At 59.3% G+C, this 23,119-nt stretch carries 24 protein-coding genes; 8 read left to right on the top strand and 16 right to left on the bottom strand.

The features are described 5' to 3' along the window. Nucleotides 1–44 precede the first annotated feature (44 nt). Nucleotides 45–2,180 carry an FAD-dependent oxidoreductase gene (locus CTT34_RS02985; protein WP_159341071.1) on the top strand — a complete coding sequence of 712 codons (2,136 nt, stop codon included), beginning with the start codon at nt 45–47 and terminating at the stop codon, nt 2,178–2,180. Between the two features lie 32 nt (nt 2,181–2,212). Here the strand turns inward: CTT34_RS02985 and CTT34_RS02980 are convergent, their stop codons facing one another. After that, nucleotides 2,213–2,614, bottom strand: a complete 402-nt coding sequence (locus CTT34_RS02980) for a transcriptional regulator (protein ID WP_254436444.1) — start codon at nt 2,612–2,614, stop codon at nt 2,213–2,215. A 160-nt stretch (nt 2,615–2,774) separates the two neighbouring features. Between CTT34_RS02980 and CTT34_RS02975 the strand changes: the two genes are divergently transcribed. The 3 genes from CTT34_RS02975 (at nt 2,775) to CTT34_RS02965 (ending at nt 5,705) form a co-directional block, all read left to right on the top strand. After that, complete coding sequence (locus tag CTT34_RS02975) at nt 2,775–4,172, top strand: GGDEF domain-containing protein (RefSeq protein WP_159341067.1); 1,398 nt, start codon at nt 2,775–2,777, stop codon at nt 4,170–4,172. A 46-nt stretch (nt 4,173–4,218) separates the two neighbouring features. Further along, the gene (locus tag CTT34_RS02970; RefSeq protein WP_159341066.1) at nt 4,219–5,406 is read left to right on the top strand and encodes an FAD-dependent oxidoreductase; all 1,188 of its coding nucleotides are present in this window, start codon (nt 4,219–4,221) and stop codon (nt 5,404–5,406) included. A 119-nt stretch (nt 5,407–5,525) separates the two neighbouring features. Further along, a complete protein-coding gene (locus CTT34_RS02965) occupies nt 5,526–5,705 on the top strand; it encodes a hypothetical protein (protein WP_159341064.1) in 180 nt (59 codons plus the stop codon). 3 nt (nt 5,706–5,708) lie between these two features. Here CTT34_RS02965 and CTT34_RS02960 read toward each other — a convergent pair whose 3' ends face one another. Then, entirely contained in the window at nt 5,709–6,161 is a 453-nt protein-coding gene (locus CTT34_RS02960; RefSeq protein ID WP_253019092.1) for an META domain-containing protein, read from the bottom strand. Nucleotides 6,162–6,317: 156 nt separating this feature from the next. Between CTT34_RS02960 and CTT34_RS02955 the strand changes: the two genes are divergently transcribed. Then, nucleotides 6,318–7,031, top strand: a complete 714-nt coding sequence (locus tag CTT34_RS02955; protein ID WP_159341062.1) for a hypothetical protein — start codon at nt 6,318–6,320, stop codon at nt 7,029–7,031. A 19-nt stretch (nt 7,032–7,050) separates the two neighbouring features. Here the strand turns inward: CTT34_RS02955 and CTT34_RS02950 are convergent, their stop codons facing one another. From CTT34_RS02950 to CTT34_RS02940, 3 genes are read right to left on the bottom strand one after another with little or no spacing between them, the layout of a single operon-like run. Then, complete coding sequence (locus CTT34_RS02950; RefSeq protein WP_159341060.1) at nt 7,051–8,415, bottom strand: ATP-binding protein; 1,365 nt, start codon at nt 8,413–8,415, stop codon at nt 7,051–7,053. Further along, nucleotides 8,412–9,074, bottom strand: coding sequence for a response regulator transcription factor (locus CTT34_RS02945; protein ID WP_159341058.1), 663 nt, complete (start codon nt 9,072–9,074; stop codon nt 8,412–8,414). Before CTT34_RS02945 ends, CTT34_RS02950 begins: the two co-directional genes overlap by 4 nt. 2 nt (nt 9,075–9,076) lie before the next feature. Continuing rightward, on the bottom strand, nt 9,077–9,418 hold the full coding sequence (locus CTT34_RS02940) for a Cys/Met metabolism pyridoxal-phosphate-dependent enzyme (protein ID WP_159341056.1): 342 nt from the start codon (nt 9,416–9,418) through the stop codon (nt 9,077–9,079). A 150-nt stretch (nt 9,419–9,568) separates the two neighbouring features. Here CTT34_RS02940 and CTT34_RS02935 point away from each other — a divergent pair, with 150 nt between their 5' ends. Next, on the top strand, nt 9,569–10,207 hold the full coding sequence (locus CTT34_RS02935) for a hypothetical protein (RefSeq protein ID WP_159341054.1): 639 nt from the start codon (nt 9,569–9,571) through the stop codon (nt 10,205–10,207). Between the two features lie 2 nt (nt 10,208–10,209). Here CTT34_RS02935 and gloA read toward each other — a convergent pair whose 3' ends face one another. After that, nucleotides 10,210–10,650, bottom strand: coding sequence for a lactoylglutathione lyase (gene gloA / locus CTT34_RS02930; protein ID WP_159341052.1), 441 nt, complete (start codon nt 10,648–10,650; stop codon nt 10,210–10,212). A 214-nt stretch (nt 10,651–10,864) separates the two neighbouring features. Here gloA and CTT34_RS02925 point away from each other — a divergent pair, with 214 nt between their 5' ends. Then, nucleotides 10,865–11,935: a metal-dependent hydrolase gene (locus CTT34_RS02925; protein WP_159341050.1), complete on the top strand. Its 1,071-nt coding sequence runs from the start codon at nt 10,865–10,867 to the stop codon at nt 11,933–11,935. A gap of 32 nt (nt 11,936–11,967) precedes the next feature. Here the strand turns inward: CTT34_RS02925 and CTT34_RS02920 are convergent, their stop codons facing one another. From CTT34_RS02920 to rho, 8 genes are all read right to left on the bottom strand, one after another. Further along, nucleotides 11,968–12,696, bottom strand: a complete 729-nt coding sequence (locus CTT34_RS02920) for an MliC family protein (RefSeq protein WP_159341048.1) — start codon at nt 12,694–12,696, stop codon at nt 11,968–11,970. Between the two features lie 48 nt (nt 12,697–12,744). Next, nucleotides 12,745–13,254, bottom strand: coding sequence for a DUF3087 family protein (locus CTT34_RS02915; RefSeq protein WP_159341047.1), 510 nt, complete (start codon nt 13,252–13,254; stop codon nt 12,745–12,747). 79 nt (nt 13,255–13,333) lie between these two features. Continuing rightward, a complete protein-coding gene (locus CTT34_RS02910; protein ID WP_159341045.1) occupies nt 13,334–14,398 on the bottom strand; it encodes a 3-deoxy-7-phosphoheptulonate synthase in 1,065 nt (354 codons plus the stop codon). Nucleotides 14,399–14,712: 314 nt separating this feature from the next. After that, entirely contained in the window at nt 14,713–14,853 is a 141-nt protein-coding gene (locus CTT34_RS02905; RefSeq protein WP_159341043.1) for a hypothetical protein, read from the bottom strand. A gap of 100 nt (nt 14,854–14,953) precedes the next feature. Then, nucleotides 14,954–15,082, bottom strand: a complete 129-nt coding sequence (locus tag CTT34_RS18560) for a hypothetical protein (protein ID WP_302476121.1) — start codon at nt 15,080–15,082, stop codon at nt 14,954–14,956. A gap of 64 nt (nt 15,083–15,146) precedes the next feature. After that, a complete protein-coding gene (locus tag CTT34_RS02900; RefSeq protein ID WP_159341041.1) occupies nt 15,147–15,911 on the bottom strand; it encodes an NAD(P)H-flavin reductase in 765 nt (254 codons plus the stop codon). A 41-nt stretch (nt 15,912–15,952) separates the two neighbouring features. Continuing rightward, nucleotides 15,953–17,446 carry a 4-hydroxy-3-polyprenylbenzoate decarboxylase gene (ubiD, locus tag CTT34_RS02895; protein WP_159341039.1) on the bottom strand — a complete coding sequence of 498 codons (1,494 nt, stop codon included), beginning with the start codon at nt 17,444–17,446 and terminating at the stop codon, nt 15,953–15,955. Between the two features lie 59 nt (nt 17,447–17,505). Then, nucleotides 17,506–18,765 carry a transcription termination factor Rho gene (rho, locus tag CTT34_RS02890; RefSeq protein WP_038481222.1) on the bottom strand — a complete coding sequence of 420 codons (1,260 nt, stop codon included), beginning with the start codon at nt 18,763–18,765 and terminating at the stop codon, nt 17,506–17,508. A 463-nt stretch (nt 18,766–19,228) separates the two neighbouring features. Between rho and ppx the strand changes: the two genes are divergently transcribed. After that, nucleotides 19,229–20,779, top strand: a complete 1,551-nt coding sequence (ppx, locus tag CTT34_RS02885) for an exopolyphosphatase (protein WP_159341037.1) — start codon at nt 19,229–19,231, stop codon at nt 20,777–20,779. On the opposite strand, the gene tilS is transcribed toward ppx, so the two are convergent. Both tilS and accA read right to left on the bottom strand, forming a co-directional pair. Then, the gene (gene tilS, locus CTT34_RS02880) at nt 20,776–22,065 is read right to left on the bottom strand and encodes a tRNA lysidine(34) synthetase TilS (protein WP_159341035.1); all 1,290 of its coding nucleotides are present in this window, start codon (nt 22,063–22,065) and stop codon (nt 20,776–20,778) included. The genes ppx and tilS overlap by 4 nt on opposite strands. Then, the gene (gene accA / locus CTT34_RS02875) at nt 22,046–23,002 is read right to left on the bottom strand and encodes an acetyl-CoA carboxylase carboxyl transferase subunit alpha (protein ID WP_159341033.1); all 957 of its coding nucleotides are present in this window, start codon (nt 23,000–23,002) and stop codon (nt 22,046–22,048) included. Before accA ends, tilS begins: the two co-directional genes overlap by 20 nt. Nucleotides 23,003–23,119 lie beyond the last annotated feature (117 nt).

Here is a 23,119-nt window from a genome sequence, read left to right as displayed (position 1 = left end):
CCGTTTTAGCACTGAGTACGAACACCTTTTCCAAGGAGCCTGCCATGAACCGTCAGCGCCTGCTGATTATTGCCCTACTGCTACTGGCCGTGATTGGCTTCTACGTTAGCGGCGCCCATACGTTCTTCACTCTGGATACCCTGCAGGCCTACCGCAGCGATTTTCAGGCAGCGTTCCAGCAGTCGCCCTGGCAGGTGGCGGGCATTTTCTTTGCGGTGTATGTGGCGATGGCTGCACTCTCGCTGCCCGGCGCGTCGCTGTTAACGCTGCTAGGCGGCGCGCTGTTTGGGTTGGGCTGGGGGCTAGTGATCATCTCATTTGCCAGCGCCATCGGCGCGACGCTCGCCTTTCTACTCTCACGCTTTTTGTTTCGTCAGCCCATCGAAAAACGCTTTCCCCGCCAGTTCCACACGGTGAACCGGGGCGTCGAGAAAGATGGCGCGTTTTATCTGTTCACCCTGCGTTTGGTGCCCATTTTCCCGTTTTTCATGATCAACCTGGTGATGGGCCTAACGCGGATTAAAACCACCACGTTTTACTGGGTGAGCCAGCTCGGCATGCTGCCCGGCACGGCGGTTTACGTGAATGCGGGCGGCCAGCTCGGCGAGCTGGAAAGCCTGAGCGGCATTATCTCGCCTGGGCTCATCGCCTCGTTTGCGCTGCTGGCGGTGTTCCCCTGGGTGGCCCGGCGCATTGCGCTGATGGTGCAAAAGCGCAACGCCTACAAAGGCTTCACTCGCCCTAGCCGTTTTGACTACGACATCGTGGTGATTGGCGGCGGCTCGGCGGGGCTGGTGACCAGCTATATCGCCAGCGCCGTGAAAGCCAAGGTGGCTCTCATCGAAAAGCACAAGATGGGCGGCGACTGCCTTAACACTGGCTGCGTGCCTTCCAAAGCCTTGATTCGGGCGGCCCGCGCGGCCCATGAAATTCGCACAGCAGACCGCTTTGGCGTGAGCACCAGCGAGCCCAGCGTGGATTTCGCCAAGGTGATGGGGCATGTGCATCAGGCCATCCGCGATATCGAGCCCCACGACAGCGTCGAGCGCTACACCAAGCTTGGTGTAGAGGTGTATCAAGAGCACGCCACCCTCGTTTCACCATGGGAAATTCGCGTGGGCGATCAAACCCTCACCGCTCGCCATATCGTGCTGGCCACCGGAGCGCGCCCTCGCGTGCCGCCCCTGCCCGGTATCGAGCACGCGCCGCTACTCACCTCTGAAAACCTCTGGTCGCTCACCGAGCTGCCCAAACGGCTGGTGGTGCTGGGTGGCGGTGCGATTGGCTGCGAACTGAGCCAAAGCTTTGCCCGCTTAGGTAGCCACGTCATCTTGGTAGAGGGCGCGCCGCAACTGCTGGGCCGGGAAGATAATGAGGTGGGCGAGCACGTAGAGCGCACGCTCACTCAAGAGGGCGTGACGGTGATGACCGGCGCGAAAGCGCTGGAGGTGAACCAAGTCGACGGGGAGCATCAGCTTGTTATTGAACACTTGGGTGAGCGCAGCACCTTAGCGTTTGATTATCTACTGGTGAGCGCGGGCCGTCAGGCCAACGTGGAAGGGTTAGGACTGGAGGCGCTAGGGATTACCACCACCGACGGCGGCACGCTGGCCCTCAACGAGCGGCTGCAAACGCGCCTGCCTAACATCTGGGCCTGCGGCGACTTAGCGGGCCCCTACCAGCTTACCCACGCAGCCGCCCATCAGGCATGGCACGCCGCCGTGAATGCGCTGTTTGGCGAGCTGAAAAGCTTCGCGGTGGACTACCGCTTTATGCCCGCCGTTACCTATGTTCAGCCGGAAGTAGCGCGAGTTGGTCTCAACGAAAAAGAGGCCACCGCGAAAGGTGTCGCCTTTGAAGTGACCCGCTACGCCATGAGCGAAAGCGACCGCGCCATTGCCGAAGGCGCCCCCGAAGGCTTTATCAAAGTGCTTACCGTGCCCGGCAAAGACAAAATTCTGGGAGTGACGATCGTCGCGGAGAACGCCGGGGAGTGGCTGGGCGAGTTCACCATCGCCATGAAGCACGGCCTGGGGCTGAATAAACTGCTCGGCACCATTCACCCCTACCCCACGCTAGGCGAAGCCGCCAAAGCCACCGCAGGCGTTTGGAAAAACGCCCACAAGCCAGAACGAGTGCTGGCACTATTGAAGCGGTATTTCGATTGGCGACGGGGATGAGATTGACGAGCGCGAGTGGCGCTACCTACAAGTCACTCGCGCTCGGGAAGTACTAGCGAGTCGCCGTACGCCTTGGAGAAGGTTTCCACCACTTCATGAACAATTTTACGCTGAGGCTGCGGCAGCGTCTTATACATTGCGAGAAGATGATGCTCTTCTCTAGTCAGCGAGGTTTCCCACTGCCCCTGCGGCTCCTTAACGGCGTTATCTTCTGCCCCGCCATAACGCAGATAATGGGGCGTGACAGATAACCAACGCGCCAGCACCTGCAGTTTTTCCTGACTTGGAATCGAGTCTCCTCGCAACCAGCGCCTAACGGCCTGGAAGGTGATTGGTTTTCCCCAGTAGCGCAAATTGAATTCACGCTCTAGCACGGAGGGCCGAGTGTCGTACCCCGCCGCTTGCATAGAGGATTTTAAGCGCTCGGCAAACATGATTTTTTCATTCATGCCGCCAATGTGAATCGATTATTCAATAGTTGTTGAATAATGATTTACCTTTTGATTGAATCATTAATTCAATTTTGATATGAAGTGGCGCTCGGCCTATGGCCAACATGGACGTGCTATCTCGTGTTTTGAGGAGTCATTCAGGATGAGCGAACAGCGTCAACACTTGCTCCATGAGCACGGCGGCCTATACGACTCTCTGATGAAAATCAGCCACGCGCCGTCTCTGACGGCGCTTTTTGAGCAGCTAACATGCGCGCTTCACCGAATGACCCACCAAATGCCCATTGCTATATACCGTCATACCAAGACTATGGAGTTGCGTTTGATACACGTTTTTCCATCCGCATGCTCCCTAAAAGCGCACCCACGTCTTATCTCTATCCGCTCGGTCAGCACATTGTTGGCGTCGGAGCTGCAATATTATGAATTAAAATGTGAAGCAGAGACATGGGGCTACATAGCTCTCCCCCCCTCTTATCACCTCGTCTCATCCCGTTGGAGTCGCTTGGTCATTACGATTGCGGCGCAGCGACTAGGTCTATTAACCATGGAGCAACTGGCTGAGCGCCGAGCAGGCTTAAAACGATACCGCCAACAACTCTCTAGTGACATCAAGCGTTTTTCTGACTTCAAAGACATTGTCCGACATCACGGAGAGCGGCTATGCAAACTGTTCGAATCGCAAGGCATTGCCCTCCTAAGAAATCATCAAATGCACAGTTTTGGTGACTGTCCCTCCGAACGACACATTCTCAATGCTCTTGAAACTCTAACAAGAGGGAATACTAATGATGCGACCGTAGAGCTCGACGGCATGTGCCAAGGCGGCGTAGCAACAAGGCTAGATATCTCATGCGTCACGCCAAGCTGGCTCTTTCTTTTTCGTCACACTCCCCTCTCTCATCTGCCAGAGAACTTCTCGGCCAATGTTGATCCTATGGGTTACTGGTCACCATTGGAAATAGCCACGATGACGGAGTTAGGCGACCATATTGCCATGGCGATTACCGCCATGGACGCCGTTTACTTGAATCAGCAGTTGACGCACAGCAATCAACGCTTGCAAACATTAGCCCGCACCGATCCATTAACCCAGTGTTGGAATCGGCACTACACAGAAATGACACTGAGCCGCCTAATCGATTCGGACGTCTCCCTATCTGTCATACTGTTCGATGTTGACGACTTCAAAAATATCAATGATACGTTCGGCCATTCTGTGGGGGACGACGTCCTGAGGCGTCTAAGCCAAGTTGTCCAAAACACGCTTCGTGAAGAGGATCATCTTGGCCGCTGGGGAGGAGAAGAGTTCCTCATCATCATTCGAGAGACAGATACCGCTGCCAGCTTGCTTCTTGCACAACGTCTTTGCAGTATTGTGTCAACGACACCTTTCAAACTGCCGCTCCCCGTGACGATCAGCATTGGCCTTACGTCGAAGAAGACTGGAGATACAGTGCGTCATTTGGTGGAACGCGCCGATCACGGTATGTACTTGGCCAAGAAAGCTGGCAAAAATCGAGTGACTATCGGTAAATAACAATGCGCTAACAACGTCGTCTCATCGCTCGCTCAAGGAGGCGGACATGCAGCTACTGCTCATCGGCGCGGGCCACGCCCACGCCTTCGTACTGGAGGCGTTTGCTCAACGCCCGGATAAAGCGGTATCGATCACCGTCGTGAGCGACAGCCAACTGGCCGCCTACTCGGGCAGCGTACCTGCGTGGCTCTCTGGGGAGTGCACGCTGCGGGAGACTCAGATGGATATCGCGGCGCTCTGCCAGCGGGCGGGGGCTCGCTTTATTGCTTCTCCAGCCGTGGCGTTCAGCACGAGCGAGCGCCAGGTAATGCTGGCGGATGGCAGCGTGATTGCGTTTGACGTGGCCTCCTTCAACGTCGGCTCGACGCTCGCGTTACCGCAAGTTATTGCCCCGCAAAGCGATGAGGGGATCGGGCCAAAAGGTATTGAGGAGAATACGCTGCCCACGCTGCTGGCCATGCGCCCGCTCAGCTCGTTGCACCACCGTTGGCAAGCATTACGCGAAGAGGTGGCCAAACTGCCTGCAGGAGTGTTCCAGAACGTAGTGAGCGTAGGCGGCGGCGCAGCAGGCTGCGAGACGCTGATGAGCGTCCTGGCGCAGCTTCGCCAGCAGCGCCCGGACATTCACTGGCAAGGCGAGCTGATCAGCGCCGCCAAAACGCTGCTGCCCGGCGCTGGCTGGCTGCCCCGCTGGTTAACGGCGCGAGCGCTCACACGTGCGGGCGTGCGCGTCCATACAGGCGTGCGAGGGCACGCCTTGGTACCCGGCGGCGTGCAAACCGACACCGGCAACCACATCGCCGCGGATATCGTGCTCTGGGCGACCGGAGCCGTGGGCCAAACGTGGCTGCAGCAAACGGCGCTGCCGTTGAATGAGCACGGCTTTATCCCGGTGGATACGTCACTTGAGGTCATCGGCCAACCGGGCATCTTTGCCGCTGGCGACTGCGCTACGCTGCGCTCTTCCCCGCTGCCTAAGGCAGGCGTTTATGCGGTGCGCATGGGGCCCGTCTTGGCAGAGAATTTACGGGCTGCCTGTCACGGCAAACAGCTCACCCCGTGGCAACCTCCGCGTCGCGTGCTGGCACTGATTGGCACCGGCGACGGTCACGCCATTGCCAGCCGTGGAGCCATGGGCTTTTCAGGACGCTGGGTGTGGCAATGGAAAAAGCGGATTGATGCGCGTTTTATCACTCGCTTCAATCCGCCTTTTCATGCGTCGCAAAGAGAGTAAACAGAGCCTGAACCACTGATTCAGCGGTCATTCAGCAGGCCAGGGGTAACCTCAAACACCCCACTGTTTTCAGCGACTTGAAAACAGTTCTCCCTCTCCGCGTTGTTTGAGGATCTCTTATGCGCTCACTGCACACATTGAAAACATCCATCACGCTACTGTTTCTCACGTTCATGCTTGCCGGCTGTAAAGGTCTTCACGGACCTGGTGGCTTTGGCAAGCACGATGAGTGGGTTTTACTCATTGTCGGTATCGCCATTGGCGCTGGCTGTATGGCCCTGTACCAGCGCGGTCACTGACCGTCAGTTAGCTTCCCGCCAACCGCCGAGCACACGGCTATCCGGTCCGAAGAACACCAAACGGTCGTGGTCGATCAAGTAACGATACGCGGTATCCAGCATATCGGTGACCCGCTTGGCGTCTTCCATATTGGGGCAGGCCATTCGGGTGGAGGCCAGTTCGCTGAACTCAATGCGCTGGCTTTCGCCCAGGCTCACCTTGCCGGTGAACTGGTTGCAGCCATCCGAGCCGCTCACCTTGCCGTCGCGGCCGATGCGGAAAAACGGCGTCTCGGGCATGGAGAGCCGTTCATCGGTCCCTACCAACAGTAAGTTCCAGCGCTGCTCGACCACTGGCCCAGAGAGCGTGCCGCCTTGCGGCGCGTCGATGCGCTCTTGTTGCGGTGCGCTGCTGCAGCCTGCCAGCGTGACCATGCTTAGCGCGGCTAGCCATCCTTTCATGCCCTGTGATGTCATCTCGACTCCCTTATCCGATCAGCTCGTTAATCCTGAATCAAACTTGAACCGGTGATTTAGTCTCGGTTCAGCAGCGGTTGCGTAGGCTTGGCATTGTCACTTGCGGGGCTATCGCTTCACAAGCTTGCCCCAACTTGCCAACAAGAGGAAACCGCTATGCAACCGACTCCATTAAAAGCCCTGGCTGCTGCCATCTGCACCCTTGCCCTCTCCGCTCCGCTGGCGGCGCAGGAAGAGGTGCGCATCAACGGCGAAGTGGTCGAACGCTTCAATGACCTGCTCGTGGTCGATGAAGGCGACCGTCGTCTGCTGGTTCGCCCGCAAGGCAACAGTGGTGAGCGCTTCCAAGTAGGCGACGACATTATGGTGGAAGGCCGCTTGGAAGGCGATACCGTCACCGCTTCGTCGCTTCGCGGCTCGGCAGATGAGCCCGATAACGGTGACCAGCCACAAGCGCGCGTCGTCGCCCCCGACGTCGAGGCGCTACAGCGTCAGCTCGATGAACAAGGCTTCGGTGAGATGATTGAACTGAAGCGCCACGAAGATGTTTACCGCATTACTAGCATTAATGAGGAAGGTGTCGACGTTCACAGCTTCTTCTCACCGGACGGTGAGTTACTGGAATGGCACATCAAACGTCCTGGGCATGACCGCCCTCACCGCGATGAGAGCCTGTCGACCCTAGAGCAGAGTGACGTGGAGAACGCGCTGAGCGACCAGGGCTACCGTAATGCCGCCCTGGTCGACTTCAAGGGCCGCCATATGGAGTGGATGGCGCAGAATGACGCCGAAGAGCAGGTCATACTGCATGTGGACTACCGCGGCGACGTTTACCGCGAAAAACGCCTCCCCGCGTGGCCCGCTGAATAAACTCACTAATCTTTTGGCGTTACGATGTACCTGAAAGGTCGCCCTTGGGCGGCCTTTCGGCGGCGGGCAGCGTCAGCTCGACGCGTAACCCGCTGGGCGAGTTAGCGGCAAGCGCCAAATGCCCACCGTAAAGCCGCGCCAGATCCTGCACGATGGCGAGCCCCAAACCATCGCCGGGGGTCGATTCATCGAAGCGCTCGCCCCGCTTTACGGCTTTTAGCCGCTGGGTTTCGGGCATACCCGGGCCGTCATCGCTAATCACCACGGTCAGTTGCTCTGGCGATACCCGGCGTGCCTCGATCATCACCTGCTGACGCGCCCACTTGCAGGCGTTATCCAGCAGGTTGCCTAACAGCTCATCGAGATCCTGGGACTCACCTCGAAACGCTAACGCATCATCGCACTGAACGCTGATATGGAGTGGCGCGGGGCCGCGGACGTATACATGGCGCATCACGCTCACTAGCCCCTCTAACGTGTCTGCTACCTGGGTGCGCTCGCCCATGTGGTAGCCCGCACCGACGGCCCGAGCGCGGCGCAAATGGTGATCGACCAGACGCTGCAGACGTGACAATGCCTCCTCAGTGGTGGCGTCATGCGCCTGCTGAGCCGATAGGCTGTTGGCTAACATGGCGAGGGGCGTTTTGAGGCCGTGAGCCAAGTTGCCCACATGTTGACGACTGCGAGCAATCACCTCTCGGTTATGGGTCACCAGCGCATTGATCTCATCCACCAGCGGCTGTAGCTCTTCCACCGTGGCGTGGGCTAACTGTTCGCGGTACCCCTGGCGTACCGCAAGAAGGTCGCGACGCAGCCGGGTGAGCGGCTTTAACCCCCAGCGAACTTGCCACCACACCGCCACCGCTAGCCCGATTCCCAGCAGCGCCAGCGAAGCTACTAAAGGAAGGACGATACGCGACAGGGCATCATCAATGTCGTTTTGTGGGCCGGCCACGGTGATACTCAACGGCGGGCCGCTGCCTGGGGCTGAGAAGTGACGGCCCCGGGCGCGTAGCGCTTCGCCCTCTGGCCCGGTGAGCGCCAGCGCCTGAGAAACATCGCTGGTCAGCGCGGGCAGGCTGGCATTCAGCAGCGAACGCGAGGCAATCAGCACCTCATCGTCGTGGGCAATTTGCCAATACCACCCCGAGTAGGCGCGATCGAACTGAGGGCCGCCAATATCACGGGTTTTGATCAACTGACCCTGCTCATTGAACTCTACAGAGGCCATCAGCCCCAGTAGGTTGGCGTCCAGCCGGGCGTCAAAGGTGCGCTCGGCGTGATCTTTGAACAGCCAGTAGATAAATAGCCCCACGCCCACTAACGCAATGGCACTCCATAGGCCAGCGGATCCTAGCAGACGCGCTCGCAGTGACAGTTTCACGAGCGGTCGCACAGCCGATACCCCTGACCACGCAGGGTTTCGATACGCTCTGCCCCCACTTTGCGCCGCAACCGACTGATGATCACTTCGAGAGAATTATGGTCACGGTCGTTATCGTAAGAGTAGAGATGTTCGGAGAGCTCGGTACGACTGACCACCCGCTCAGCGTTATGAATCAGATACACGAGTAGCTGATGTTCAAAGGCGGTAAGTTTTAACGGCAGGCCTGCGAGATGGAAGGTGCCTAGCTGAGTGTCGTACTCTAGCTCGCCGCTGCGGATCATCACATCAGCGTGGCCAGACGCACGGCGAATCAGCGCACGCAGCCGCATGATAATCTCCTCCATGCGAAAGGGTTTGGTGACATAATCATCCGCCCCGGCGCGGAACCCCTGCACCTTCTCACTCCAGCCATCCCGGGCGGTCAAAATCACCACCGGTAGCGTGCGGCCATGTTGTCGCCAATCGTGCAGAACACTTAAGCCATCCCGCCCAGGCAGACCCAGATCCAGCACCGCCGCGTCATAGGTCTCGTGATTGCCCATGTACACGGCTTCGTTACCGTCGTTGACAACATCGACGACGAAACCATTACCCTCAAGCGCTTCACGCATTTGAGCCGCGAGATGCTGCTCATCTTCGACCACTAACACTCGCATTATTAGGCTCCGCCGTTATCGCGGGTAGGCGGCAAACGCGCCTCAATTTGGCCCCTGCCGTCAATTTCAAGAAAACGACCATCTTCTCGGGCAATGCGAATTTTGAGTACGTTGCCTTGGGCCGTCAGCAGGCGCAGCTCATACACCTGCTCGCTATTTTCCCAGCCACGTCCGCTTTTCATTTCGATATCGAGTAGTTCGCCCTCATAGCGCTGCTGTACCACGGCGATGGCGTCATCCACCGTCAGGGCGGATTGAGCGACCCCCGGCGTAGGAACGCTGACGAACAAGAGTGTGCTCAGCAGGGCGCAGCGAAGCACGCTGCCACGATGGCCACTGTTCATAAAAGACTCCTGGCAAACGCCATACTCTAAGAGTAATCCAACACTATAACGGGAAGCGCCTTAACCTTGACTGAACAAGCGCGCCATTCAGGTTATCGTCAGCTTTCGGTGCGTATACTCGTTGCATTGGCGCTAAGTGAGGCCCGACCTATGATTTGCTCTATCGTACTGCTAAAGCGGCGTGTTTGGTTACCCTGGGTGAACACGATGCGCGGCTTGTTGCTGTGTACACTCACGCTGCCGCTGCTGGGCTTACCGGTGCTTGCGGCACCACCGTCTCTGGAGACGCCCGCCACCCCGATTGCCACTGCGCAAAGCGCGGGGGTTTACTTGAACGGCCGCATTAGCGAGCGGTTCGGTAATAGCTTCATTCTTGAAGATGAGAGCGGTCGCGTCTTAGTCGATACCTGGCCGGAGGGGCGTTCAGCACTCACTGCGAACGCGGGTGATGAGATCGGTGTGTTTGGCCTGCCGACGGGCCAGCGCATGCAGGCTCGCTGGCTGGTGATCGGTGAAACGCTCGTCGAAGTGGAAGAGCCCTACGCGTCTCGCTTACCCGGAGACCGCTTGAACCGCTCGGCCCCAGTCTCCGCGCCTCCGCTCACCGAGCGGCCCAATAGCGATGCTTTTTTTATGCAGCGCGCCGAGCAGGCGGGTTATCAACCGCTGGGCGGCGTCGAGTACAAGCCTCGCCATGTGGAGCTACGCGCAATGAACCCCTATGGCGAGGCGGTTGAACTCCATATGGAGTTCAGTGGCGACATCTATAAAGAGCGCCACCGAGAGTAGTGTTACCAGCTACCGCTGTTTTCCATGGAAGCCCAGGGCTCCTGGGGTGACAACGCATCGCCTTTTTGCAGCAGCTCCACGGAGATGCCGTCCGGCGATTTCACGAAGGCCATGTGACCATCGCGGGGCGGTCGGTTGATGGTGACGCCGTTATCCTGCAGATGCTGGCAAAGGGCGTAAATGTCATCGACCCGGTAGGCCAGGTGACCAAAATTACGACCGCCAGTGTACTCCTCTGGGTCCCAGTTGTAGGTCAGCTCAAGCTCAGGGGCCGTGAGGCGCTCGGAGCGCGCTTCATCTTCGGGAGCCGCCAGGAACACCAGCGTAAAACGGCCCTTTTCGTTCTCTTTGCGGCGCACTTCTTTCAGGCCGAGCAGGTCACAATAAAAGTGAAGCGAGGCGTCTAAGTCGCTGACGCGTACCATAGTGTGTAAAAACTGCATGTCATTTCCTCTTCATTGAAGAATGGTAATTATATCCCGTGCAACCGCCGAGTGCGGTGCCGAGCCGGTCACGTAGCACCATTAAAACATAGACAACAGTGCGACAGTAAAATAGAAAGTAGACACGTTGTATAATGACGTCACGGCGATTCATCTCGTGTGTCATGTCTGGGTGACGATCACGATTCGCTATCAGCACGTCGAGGAGAAGTCTGTGGATTCGATTACGCAAGCAGCGCTTGGCGCAGCCGTCGGGGGCGCCGTACTGGGTAAGCGTCTGGGTCGCAAGGCCATCGTACTGGGTGCGTTGCTGGGTACCCTGCCCGATCTGGACGTCGCGTTGGATTATGGCGACGCCATTGCCAATGTCACGGAGCATCGCGGGTTTAGCCATTCACTGTTCGTACTGACGGGTCTTGGCACGCTGCTGGCCGTGCTGAGTGCCCGCTTTGCTCCAGCACGGGACATCTCGTTGGGTCGCTGGTGGTGCTTTTTTACGTTGATATTAGTGACTCACCCGCTGCTCGACTCGCTGACCACCTACGGCACACAGTTGCTCTGGCCGCTAGACGCACCGCCCGCCGCGTGGCCTATCGTCTTCATCATCGATCCGTTCTACACGCTACCGCTGCTTATGGCGCTGATCATCGGCAGCGTGTCGGGCAAGGTACGCAGTGCCTGCCGCACGGGGCTGGTGATCTCCTGCGCTTACCTCATGATGGCCGCAGGTGCAAAATGGAGCGTCGAGCAGCGCCTAACGCCAGCCCTAGCCGAGGCGAACTTACAAGCGGCCCCCGTACTCATCCAACCCACGCCGTTCAACATCGCACTATGGCGGGCAACGGTCATCGATGAAGACCGCTATTACGAGAGTTTGATCAGTGTATTCGATCGTGACCGAGTCCCCGCACTGGAACCGCTGCGTCGTAACGTCGAACTGGAGGCCAACGCTTTGGAGGGACCGCTAGGGCAGCGGCTGACGTGGTTCACCGGGCCGTTTTTACGTTTCGAAACCCGTGATATCAATGGACAAGAGACGCTGATCGCTACCGACATTCGGTTGGGCTTCCCAGGCTTTCACCCCTTCAACTTCACCTTGGCAACCCGTGAGGGCGACCGCTGGATGCCGGTGGCCATCAGCGAAGAGGTGCGCTCCCCCAGGGGGTTACACCTAGCCACACTGGCGCGGCTGGCGGCCCGAGCGGGTGGTGATGTCTCGGCGCTGTGCGCCAGCGATTACGTGGAACCACAGTGGCGCGCAGAGCCGTTTCTATACCGCTGCTAGTGGGCTGGGTCGTGATGGCTAGGGCGTGATGACTAGGGCGCGATGCCCTGGCCACACCCTTTGTACTGCTCGCCGCCAATGGTGAGCGTCACGCGAGCAGGATAAGGCTCGCCACTCATGTCATCGAAGCAGGCACCCGATTCAATGCGAACGCGGAAAAACTGCTCGGCGTTGGCGTTCTCGATCACTACCCTGCCTGCCTCGTTGTCCATCACGCTGACCATATAAGGCATGGTGGTGGTGTCGCTGCCGTAGTTGGTAGTCCAGGTCATTACTGGCGCATCGTTCGCCAGCTCAATCGTCCAACCCGGCTCGTTGCCGCGGGCTAACAACATCACGCCTGGGTGGCTTGACCGGGTCGCAATCTCCCGGTCAACCCCTTGCTGGCACTGCAATTGCCCACGGGGCGTTTCGATTTGCGCCTGGTCGCCGCGATTCCAGAAGCTGATATCGCCATCCTGATAGCGGGCACCGCTGGCCACGACGGCTTGAGGCAATCGCCACGCGCCATGTAGCGACCACAGCCGTAACTCTTCCCCATTGACGGCCGTGACCAAGTCTTGATTGGCTGGTTGGCAGTTCCAAGCTTGAAAGCGCTCGGCACTACCGGGAAACAGCACCGAAGGCAGTAGCGGTGCGCTGCTTTGCACGGTGGTTTTTACCGGCGGCTCAGGGTCGGGCGCACTGGTGGCGCAACCAGCTAACAGCACACCGGCAGCCGCTGCCGTGGTGAATCGTCGTAATGCAGCATTAGCCTTCATCGAACGTGCTCCCTGTCAGATCCCTCATTATATGTCTTAATGCACGGTTTACTTCTTAAAAGCGCTCAGGTCGTGTGGGTCGAACGTGGTGACGTCTTTGGGTAGGCCTAACGCTTCACGCTTCACTTTGACCTGCATTTTTTCCGCTAACCGCTCGGCATCGTCATCGGTGGTACGGCCATTCAGCTCGGCAAGCTGGGCCATGCCCTGATGGTAAAAGGTCAGAATATCCAGCGCTAGGCGGTTATCGTCTTCCACTGCGCGACGTAGCGGCTGCAGGTAGCTGCTGATACGCGACAGGTGGTGCTTGAGTTGCCAAACATAGCGCATCTCGGCCATCCAGGGGCGCTCTCTTAGTGCCGCGAACATAGCGCTGGTGGCAAGCAAGCCCAACAATACGCCCAGCGCGTTCAGCCAGACGCTGCTACCAAAGGTCGTGGTGAGGAGCATGGAAAACAGCAGGCCAAAAATAATCAGCTGCCCGGCCATCGCCACGCTGATGATGCGGGCCTTGCGCCGGTACGTATCGGGGTCGTGCTGTTCAAGGGAAAAGGCCATGGCCAACCTCGTCATCAAAGGGAATCGTTATGATACGGGGCTGGCCGGGGCAGTCAACGCGCTAGGCGTTGTCCGAACATCAGGCAATACGTTCAGCGGCGGTCTTCAGCAATCGCTCGGTGGTTTCCCAGCTTACGCAGGCGTCGGTGACCGAGACGCCGTAACGTAGCGCCTTGGGCGCCAACGCTTGCTTGCCTTCGAACAGGTGGCTCTCCAGCATCAACGCGACCAGATTGGTATCCCCTGCTTGACGCTGGGCCAGCACATCCAGCATCACTTCGCTTTGGCGGCGGTGATCCTTGCGGGCATTGGCGTGACTGCAATCCACCATCAAACGCGGATTCTGACCCGCTTCGCGCAGCGTATTGACCGCGCTGCGCACATGGTGGGCTTGGTAATTGGGCTCGCCATGGCCGCCGCGTAGCACCACATGGGTATGCGGGTTGCCGGCGCTCTCCTGCATGATGGGACGCCCCTGGGCATCCATGGCGAAACGCTGATGGGAGTGGGCTGCCGCCTGCATGGCATCGATCGCCACCTGCACATCGCCACTGGTGGCATTCTTGAAGCCTACGGCGGCGCTGAGGTCGCTGGCCAGCTCCCGGTGCAACTGGGATTCCGTCGTGCGCGCCCCAATCGCTACCCAGCTCAGCAGGTCATCCAGGTACGGGGCTAACAAGGGCTGTAACAGCTCGGTGGCTACCGGCAGGCCACGGGAGGCGACGGCGTGCATAAGCTCACGGGAAAGGGCGATACCGCGCGGCATGTCGCCGCTGCCATCAAGATCAGGGTCGTAAGCCAGCCCCTTCCAACCGACCGTGGTGCGCGGCTTTTCAACGTACACTCGCATCACCGGCAAAATCTGCTCGCTGACCTCATCGCTAAGAGCGGCTAGACGATCCGCGTACTCCAGTGCAGCATCGGGGTCGTGGATCGAGCACGGGCCTACCACAACGAGCAAGCGGTCATCCTGCCCATTGAGAATGCGCTGTACCGCTTGGCGCTGATGGTCAATTTGTGCGCTGAGGGTGCTGTTCACCACCACCCGTTGACGCAGTTCAGCCGGTAGCGGTAGCGCCGTTGCAGACATTAGTGTGGAGGCCTGGGCAGTAGAGGAACAAGCGGTGTTGATAGGGGCATTCATAGGTTAACTCTCCGAATTCGTATGACATAACGCGTGACATCGCATCACCAACTTGCCACCCAAATGGGCACGGTCGGAGGTGGCAGCTTGCACCGACCGCGCGACGCTAAATCGCCAGCCATAGCCATAACCGGGATAACGGATGGTGTTGGGGCTAGCGATGGAGTAAGCGCGGTAAGACATAGTGCAGCTCCTTGATAATCTACCTATGAAAAATGCGGATGAATGAAACGAAAGAAGCCTCGGTGGAGTTACCCACCGAGGCTTCTTTGCATGCGGCAGGCAACCTAGGCGGTGTGCCTGCTGGCGCGACGTTAGGCGTCGGCCAGGGGCACACCGTGGCTAAACCAATACGCTGCATAGTAACCGAATTGAGTCGTCCCCACGCTCGCCCAAGCACACGCCACCGTTTCCGGTTTAGCGGTGACGCTTGATAGCAGCGTGGCGTGTGACATAGGGCTTCCTCAATCGATCAATAACGAACTGTCTTTATCCTGCCTGCGCATTCGCCAAATGGCAACCGGGAATTACGCGCCGGTTAGATCAGGCAAATGATTAGCTGCCGAACGCCTGAATCCAGCCAATGGTGGCGGGCAGCGCGCTCATACCGACCAGAATCACAATACCGAGAATAATCGGCAGGATGCCAGAGTCGTCTTTGAAATTGTCGTCGTGATTGGCCATGACAGCCTCCTCATAATGGGTCGAGTTCACGGCACGGGCCGTACGCCAAAAGTGATGGATTATTCTAGTGAGGCCGGGGAGCGTAGGCAAATACATCCGAGAACATTCGCTCGCTGTTCACGCCCAAGCGCTCCAGTACGTCCACGCAGGCGTAGACCATGCCCGGCGAGCCCGAGAGGTAGACATCACAGTCGCTTGGCGTGATGGGGGCCTTGGCCAGTTCGCTCTCCAGCACCAAATCGACGCGGCCCTGGTGGTGAGTGATTCGCTCCCCAGGTGCGAGCGGCTCGGTGAGCGGAAACTCGGTGACCGCATGAAACGCCACCTGATCATGCTGCTGTGCCCACGCACAGGCGAGATCTTCTGCATACAGGTCGCGATGCTCGCGGTTCGCCCACCATAGGGAAATGGGCCGTGCAGGCTGATCACGCAGTGCGGCCTCGATGATGGCCTTCATTTGAGCAAACCCCGTGCCAGCGGCAATCAGCAGCAGCGGGCGCTCGCTTTGTGTATCCAACACGCACTCACCGCTCGGCAGACGAACGGTGAGCTGATTCGCCACCTGCAGCAGTTGGCGCAGGCGCTGGGAGTTGTCCCGCTCGGGCCAGTGCTGAATCTGCAGCTCTAGTGTACCGTCGCCCCGGTCGCAGCTCGCAATCGAGAACGGCACCCACGTCGCCTCGTCCAGCATTAACTCGAGGTATTGACCAGGGGCGTGCTGCATTGCTTCGGCGCGCCCGGCGAGGGTCACTTTGAACACGTCAGGATTGAGATCCTCAACGGCCGTGACCTGGCAGGTTAGCGTTTTGCACGTTAACGTAGCGCTCATGAAAGCCTCTTTATGGAAAATCGTTCGGCCCGCACGGCCGGTTAACCGTGGCGCGGTGTGGGTAACGGAATGTCGATGCCCAGCTCATCCCAGCGCTCGTCGACACGAGTTTTCACCGCCTCGTCCATGACGATGGGCGTTCCCCACTCACGGTCGGTTTCGCCGGGCCACTTGTTGGTCGCGTCCAAGCCCATTTTGGAGCCAAGCCCAGACACCGGCGACGCAAAGTCGAGATAGTCGATGGGCGTGTTTTCCACCATCACCGTGTCACGAGCGGGATCCATGCGCGTAGTGATCGCCCACATCACGTCTTCCCAGTTGCGTGCATCCACATCGTCATCCAGCACGATGACGAACTTGGTGTACATGAACTGTCGCAGGAAGCTCCATACCCCCATCATCACGCGCTTGGCGTGGCCGGGGTACTGCTTCTTCATGGTGACGACTGCCATACGGTAGGAGCAGCCCTCTGGCGGCAGGTAGAAATCGACGATTTCAGGGAACTGCTTGCACAGGATGGGCACGAACACTTCGTTGAGCGCTACGCCCAAAATGGCGGGCTCATCAGGCGGACGGCCGGTGTAGGTGGAGTGATAGATCGCATCGCGACGCATGGTCATCCGCGTCACGGTAAAGACTGGGAAGTGATCCACCTCGTTGTAGTACCCCGTGTGGTCACCAAATGGCCCTTCCGGTGCCATATCGTCTGGGTAGATGAAGCCTTCCAGAATGATTTCGCTGGAGGCAGGAACCTCCAGATCCGCATGGCCACACTTGACCAGCTCGGTGCGCGAACCGCGTAGCAAACCTGCAAAGGCGTACTCTGACAGCGTGTCGGGTACCGGCGTCACTGCGCCAAGAATGGTCGCTGGGTCAGCGCCTAGCGCCACCGCCACGGGGAACGGCTCGCCGGGATGGGCTTTTTGGAACTCGAGAAAATCCAGTGCGCCGCCGCGGTGGGAGAGCCAGCGCATGATGAGGCGATTCTTGCCGATTTTCTGCTGACGATAGATCCCCAGGTTCTGGCGCTTTTTGTGCGGCCCTTTGGTGATCACCAGCGGCCACGTCACCAGCGGTGCCGCATCGCCCGGCCAGCAGTGCTGGATCGGCAAGCGGCCCAAGTCCACGTCATCGCCTTCGTAAACGACTTCCTGCACCGGCGCACGCTTGACGCTTTTGGGCCCCATGCTGAGCACCTGCTTGAAGATCGGCAGTTTGTCCCAGGCATCTTTCAGGCCTTTGGGCGGGTCCGGCTCCTTCAAGAAAGCCAGCAGTTTGCCCACTTCTCGTAGCGCCTCGACCGAATCCTGCCCCATGCCCAGCGCTACCCGTTTCGGAGTACCGAACAGGTTGCCCAACAGCGGCATGTCGTGACCCTTCACATTTTCGAACAGCAGTGCAGGGCCACCGGCACGCAGCGTGCGGTCGCAGATTTCGGTGATTTCCAAGTAGGGATCTACTTCGGCCGTGATGCGCTTTAGCTCACCCTTGGCCTCTAGCGCCGCAATAAAGTCGCGCAAGTCGTTGTACTTCAATGCCCTCTCCTCAACCCGGCTGTCTGATGCCGTTTGGCGCTACGCCTATGCAAAGCGCCTTAGCGGCGCTTCATGGCTTCAAAGAATTCCAGATTGGTCTTGGTGTCTTTCAGACGATCAATCAAGAACTCGGTGGCCGCCGTATCTTCCATCGGGTTGAGCAGTTTACGCAGAATCCACATGCGCTGCATTTCATCCTCAGAGGCCAGCAGGTCTTCGCGACGCGTACCGCTGCGGCGAATGTTGATGGCCGGGAAGACGCGCTTTTCCGCCAGCTTGCGGTCCAGGTGCGCTTCCATGTTACCGGTGCCCTTGAACTCTTCGAAGATGACTTCGTCCATTTTCGAACCGGTATCGACCAGCGCGGTAGCGATGATCGTCAGGCTGCCGCCCTCTTCGATGTTACGCGCGGCACCAAAGAAGCGTTTCGGCTTCTCGAGCGCGTGGGCATCCACACCACCGGTGAGCACCTTGCCAGAGCTGGGTACCACGGTGTTGTAGGCACGTGCGAGACGAGTGATGGAGTCGAGCAGAATCACGACGTCTTTCTTGTGCTCTACCAAGCGCTTAGCTTTTTCGATGACCATTTCGGCTACCTGCACGTGGCGGGCAGGCGGCTCATCGAAGGTGGAAGCGACCACTTCACCGCGCACGGTGCGGGACATCTCGGTGACTTCCTCCGGGCGCTCATCGATCAGCAGCACGATCAGATGACACTCTGGGTTATTACGCGTGATGGACGTGGCGATGTTCTGCAACATCAGCGTCTTACCCGCTTTCGGCGGAGACACCAGCAGGCCGCGCTGGCCCTTACCAATCGGCGCAGTCAAATCGATGATTCGGGCCGTCAGGTCTTCGGTCGACCCGTTGCCGATCTCCATGCGCAGACGGTCGTCCGGGAACAGCGGCGTCAAGTTCTCGAAGAGAATCTTGTGCTTGGCGTTTTCCGGGCGGTCAAAGTTGATCTGGCTGACTTTGAGCAGAGCAAAGTAGCGCTCACCCTCTTTGGGCGGACGGATTTTGCCGGAAATGGAGTCGCCCTTGCGCAGATTGAAACGACGAATCTGTGAAGGCGATACGTAGATATCGTCCGGTCCGGCGAGATACGAGCTGTCGGCGCTCCGCAGGAAGCCAAAGCCATCCTGAAGAATTTCCAGCACACCGTCGCCGTAGATATCCTCGCCACTTTTGGCGTGCTTCTTGAGGATGGCGAAAATGATGTCCTGCTTGCGCGAACGGGCCAGGTTGTCGATGCCCATTTCGCGGGCGATATCGAGCAGCTCGGGAACGGTTTTTTGCTTGAGTTCAGTGAGATTCATCGGTGTGTTAGAAAATTGCTCATGAAAGCTAGGCGCTAGGCGCCGGGAATAAGACAGGAGGCGTGGCCGAAATCATAGGGCTAAGCGCCGAGTGATGCGTTCAGACCCCATCTAGGCACACGCTCGAGTGATAAAAGCTGGGCAGTCGCCGCGACAATGCCGAACACGTAGACGTGGCATTACTGACTGCTTAGCATGAGGGTGCAAATAAACTAGTTAATCTGATTGGCACGGAGAATGCGTTTCAGCGGGTTATCTGACGACTTGGACATCTGGCTGATGCCATCTGGATACGTACTGCTCGGGGTGCCCGAGTCAGTGCGCTTGTTAAGACGAACAAGCCAACTCGGATCAAGCCAGTAGCTCGATGGTAGTCAAGGCCCGCGACAAACGCAAGCCTTTGGCAATTGACAATAGTCAGAGGTCACCGCAACCTTGGCATAGCCAATTTGAAGGATAGCTCATGCCCAAGGACATTTCGCTCCCCATCGCCGCCCCCACTGCCGAGTTCGAGAGCGGTGAGCCGCAGCGCCTAGCCGCCATTGACCTTGGCTCCAATAGCTTTCACCTGCTGGTGGCCAACTACCAGAACGAACGTTTACAAGTAGTGGCACGCTTGGGTGAAAAGGTCCAACTGGCGGCAGGACTAGACGAGAACGGTTACCTCAGCGAGGCCGCCATGCAGCGCGCGCTCGACTGCCTGGGCCGCTTTGCGCCGTTTTTGACCGATATCGAAGGCCCTAACCTTCGCGTCGTGGGCACTAACGCCTTGCGTGACGCTCACAATAGCCAAACGTTCATCGAGCGCGCGGAAGCCCAGCTCGGCCACGCCATCGAGATCATTGCCGGACGCGAAGAAGCCCGCTTGATTTACCTGGGCGCCGCTCACGCGCTGGCAGAAAGCGGCCGCCGCCTGATTGTCGATATTGGCGGCGGGTCCACCGAGTTCATTATCGGCGAGGCCTTCGAACCCAAAGCGCTGGAGAGCCTGCGCATGGGATGCGTCACCTTTACCGGTCGCTTTTTCGCCGACGGCGAATTGACCGAAAAACGCATGCGCCGCGCCGAGCTGGCGGCCCTCTCGGAGCTGGCCAACATCCAGCGCCCCTACCAGCGCTTGGGTTGGGACGACCCCGTGGGCTCCAGCGGCACGATCAAGGCCGCCGCTAGCGTCCTGTTCGCCTATGGTGACACGCCACAAGAGGGAGTGATCACGCGCAGCGGACTCAAGAAGCTGCGCGAGCGGCTGCTCAAGTGCAAACAGCTCGACAAAGTCGAACTGGAGGGTTTGAAACCCGATCGGGCGCGCGTTTTCCCTGCGGGCATTGCCATCTTGAGCGCCATCTTCGAGGCTTTCGATCTCGAGCAGATGCGCTTTGCCGATGGCGCGCTGCGCGAAGGCGTGCTGTACGACATGGCCGGGCGCAATAGCGCCGAAGACACCCGCTCCAACACACTGGAGATGCTCAAACGGGTCTACGATGTCGATACACGCCAAGCGGAAAACGTGGCCGATACGGCCACGCGTCTGTTCGATGAGGTCAAAACGGCATGGGAACTGACCGCCGAGCAGGGCCACTACCTGACCTGGGCCAGCCATGTGCATGAAATCGGGCTGGCGATCTCTCACAGCCAGTTTCATCGCCACGGCGCTTATCTTCTCGAACACTCCGACCTGGCCGGTTTTTCTCGCCCTGAGCAGCGGTTGCTGGCGTTTTTGGTGCGCGCCCATCGGCGTAAATTCCCGACCAAGGAGTGGCAAGCCCTGCCGGCCTCGCAGCAGCCAAGCGCCGCCAAACTGGCTCGCCTGCTGCGCCTCGCCGTCTTGATCAACCACTCCCGCCCGGAGGGCGCTCCCTTACCGCCCGACATCAACGCGGACAGCCAAGACGAGTCGCTGACCATCACGCTGCCCCCCAGCGATGAACCCACGCTGCTCAGCACCGATTTGGAGCAGGAGCAGGCCTTCATGGCCAATGCAGGGTTCGTGCTCCACTTGAACAACCCTGCCTAACCCTCGCGCTGAAACACCGTCCCTTCCGCCTGCCAGAGCACTTGGGCAGGCGGTTGCAGCACCCCCAGACAACGCTCCCCCGCCATGACGATCACCAAACGCTCCCTCTCCCAGGGTGGCAGTGCCTGCTCTTGCAGCCAGCGTTTTAGGTCGCGTCGACCACGCCCTGGCAAGTCGAGCACCTCGCCGCCCCGCCGCCAGCGCAGCATGACGGGGGCGACTGAATCGCTATCGTCAGCCAGGCGAAGTTGTAGCGGCCCCAGGGGCGTTGTCACCCCCGGCGTGCCGTCCCAAGGCATTTGCCAATGCGGTAGCGCGCTCACTGGTGTCATGAGATATAGCCTGCGCCGCCACACCCGCGCCTGGGCACCGGGCCACTCCACTAGCACCTGAGCATCCCGGGCAGCGTTCAGCTGGTCGAGCAAGCTGGTCAAACGCGCTTGGGGAGGCGTTGGCAGCCCTCGTTGCTGGCAGAGCGTACGCACCAGCAGGCGCTGGCGGGGCATTGGCAGCGCCACCAGTGCCGACGCGTCGAGGCAGCCCGGCGCTAGTGTGAGTGCGGCCAACTCGTCGACGGCGTAGCTGGCCAGCAGCGCATCGGCCTCGCCAGCCCACCCTGCGCTTTGGGCCAGCGAGCGCACCGCCCCTGGCCAGCGCTGCGCCAGCGTTGGCAAGACCTCATGGCGCAAGCGATTACGATCAAACGCCACATCGCGATTGCTGGGGTCTTCACACCAGTCAAGCGATAGCGCGTGAGCCGTATCGGCCAACGTTTGGCGACTGACGCCAAGCCACGGGCGCAGTAGCGTGATGCCCTGCCACTCCCGCCGGTATGGCATGCCTGCCAGCCCGCGAATGCCGCTGCCCCGCAGCGCCGCCAGCAGCAACGTTTCTGCCTGATCGTCCTGATGCTGCGCCAGCCATAGGGTGTCACCCGCAGGCACATGCAGCGCAAAGGCCGCGTAGCGGGCACGCCGGGCAGCGGCTTCCACCCCGCCCCCCTGTCCATCGACGGTCACACGCTCGATGGTGAGTGGGACGCCCTGGTGCTCGCACAGCCGCTGGCAGTGACGCTCGAAGGCGCTGGAAGCGGCTTGAAGACCGTGATTGACGTGCAGCGCGCGCAGCCTATGGCCGTTGCCGCGACACACCTCGGCAGCCAGCGCCAGCAGCAGCGAGGAGTCCAATCCGCCGGAGAGGGCGACCCAAACGCAACGCCCCGGCGGGGTCTCCGCCAGGGCGTCATCGAGCAGGCCTAACAGCCGGTTAGGCGGCTGGGGCGCCATAGCTCATCAAGCGCGCGTAGCGGCGCTCTAGCAGGGCGTCGCTATCCAGCGCCTGCAGTCGCTCGAGACTAGCCGACAGCGCATCCTTCACCCGTGCAGCAGTGTCGACCGGATGACGATGAGCGCCGCCCAGCGGCTCTTTGATCAGCGAGTCAACGAAGCCCAGCTCTTTCAAACGCTCGGCGGTGATGCCCATGGCCTGGGCCGCGTCGGAGGCTTTCTCGGCACTCTTCCACAAAATGGAGGCACAGCCTTCCGGAGAAATCACCGAATAGGTGGAGTACTGCAGCATATGCAGCTCGTCGCACACGCCGATCGCCAGCGCGCCGCCGGAGCCGCCCTCACCCACCACGGTGGAGATGATCGGTGTCTTCAAGCGCGACATGACCGCAAGATTATAGGCAATCGCTTCCGACTGGCCGCGCTCTTCGGCGTCGATACCCGGATAGGCCCCTGGGGTGTCGATGAAGGTCAAAATCGGCATCTTGAAACGCTCGGCCATCTCCATCAGGCGACAGGCCTTGCGGTAGCCTTCCGGGCGTGGCATGCCGAAATTACGGCGCACCTTCTCTTTTACGTCGCGGCCTTTCTGATGGCCAATCACCATGACCGGGGCATCGTTCAAGCGGGCGATCCCGCCGACCAGAGCGGCATCGTCGGCAAAGTTACGGTCGCCGTGCAGCTCGTCGAAATCGGTGAAGATGTGCGCTAAGTAATCCAACGTGTAAGGACGCTGGGGATGCCGCGAAAGCTGCGACACCTGCCACGGTGTCAGGTCTTTGAAGATGGATTCCGTCAACTTGCGGCTCTTCTCCTCCAGCCGTGAAATCTCATCAGAGAGATTCACTTGGCTGTCGGAACTCACCAAACGCAGCTCCTCAATTTTTGCCTGGAGTTCGGCAACGGGCTGTTCAAAATCGAGATAGTTAGGATTCATCGGCTCTGCCTGTAAGCTGCCTATAAAAAATAAGCCTTGTCGAAACGCGCATATTGGGCGCCATTATCGCACCCTGACCCTGCCACGCAAGGCAATGCCTGCCCAATTCCGCACGAG

The organism is Halomonas meridiana (assembly GCF_009846525.1).
Lineage (GTDB): Bacteria > Pseudomonadota > Gammaproteobacteria > Pseudomonadales > Halomonadaceae > Vreelandella.
Note: the sequence above shows the minus strand (reverse complement) of the source record. Positions and strands in the feature narration are given on the sequence as shown.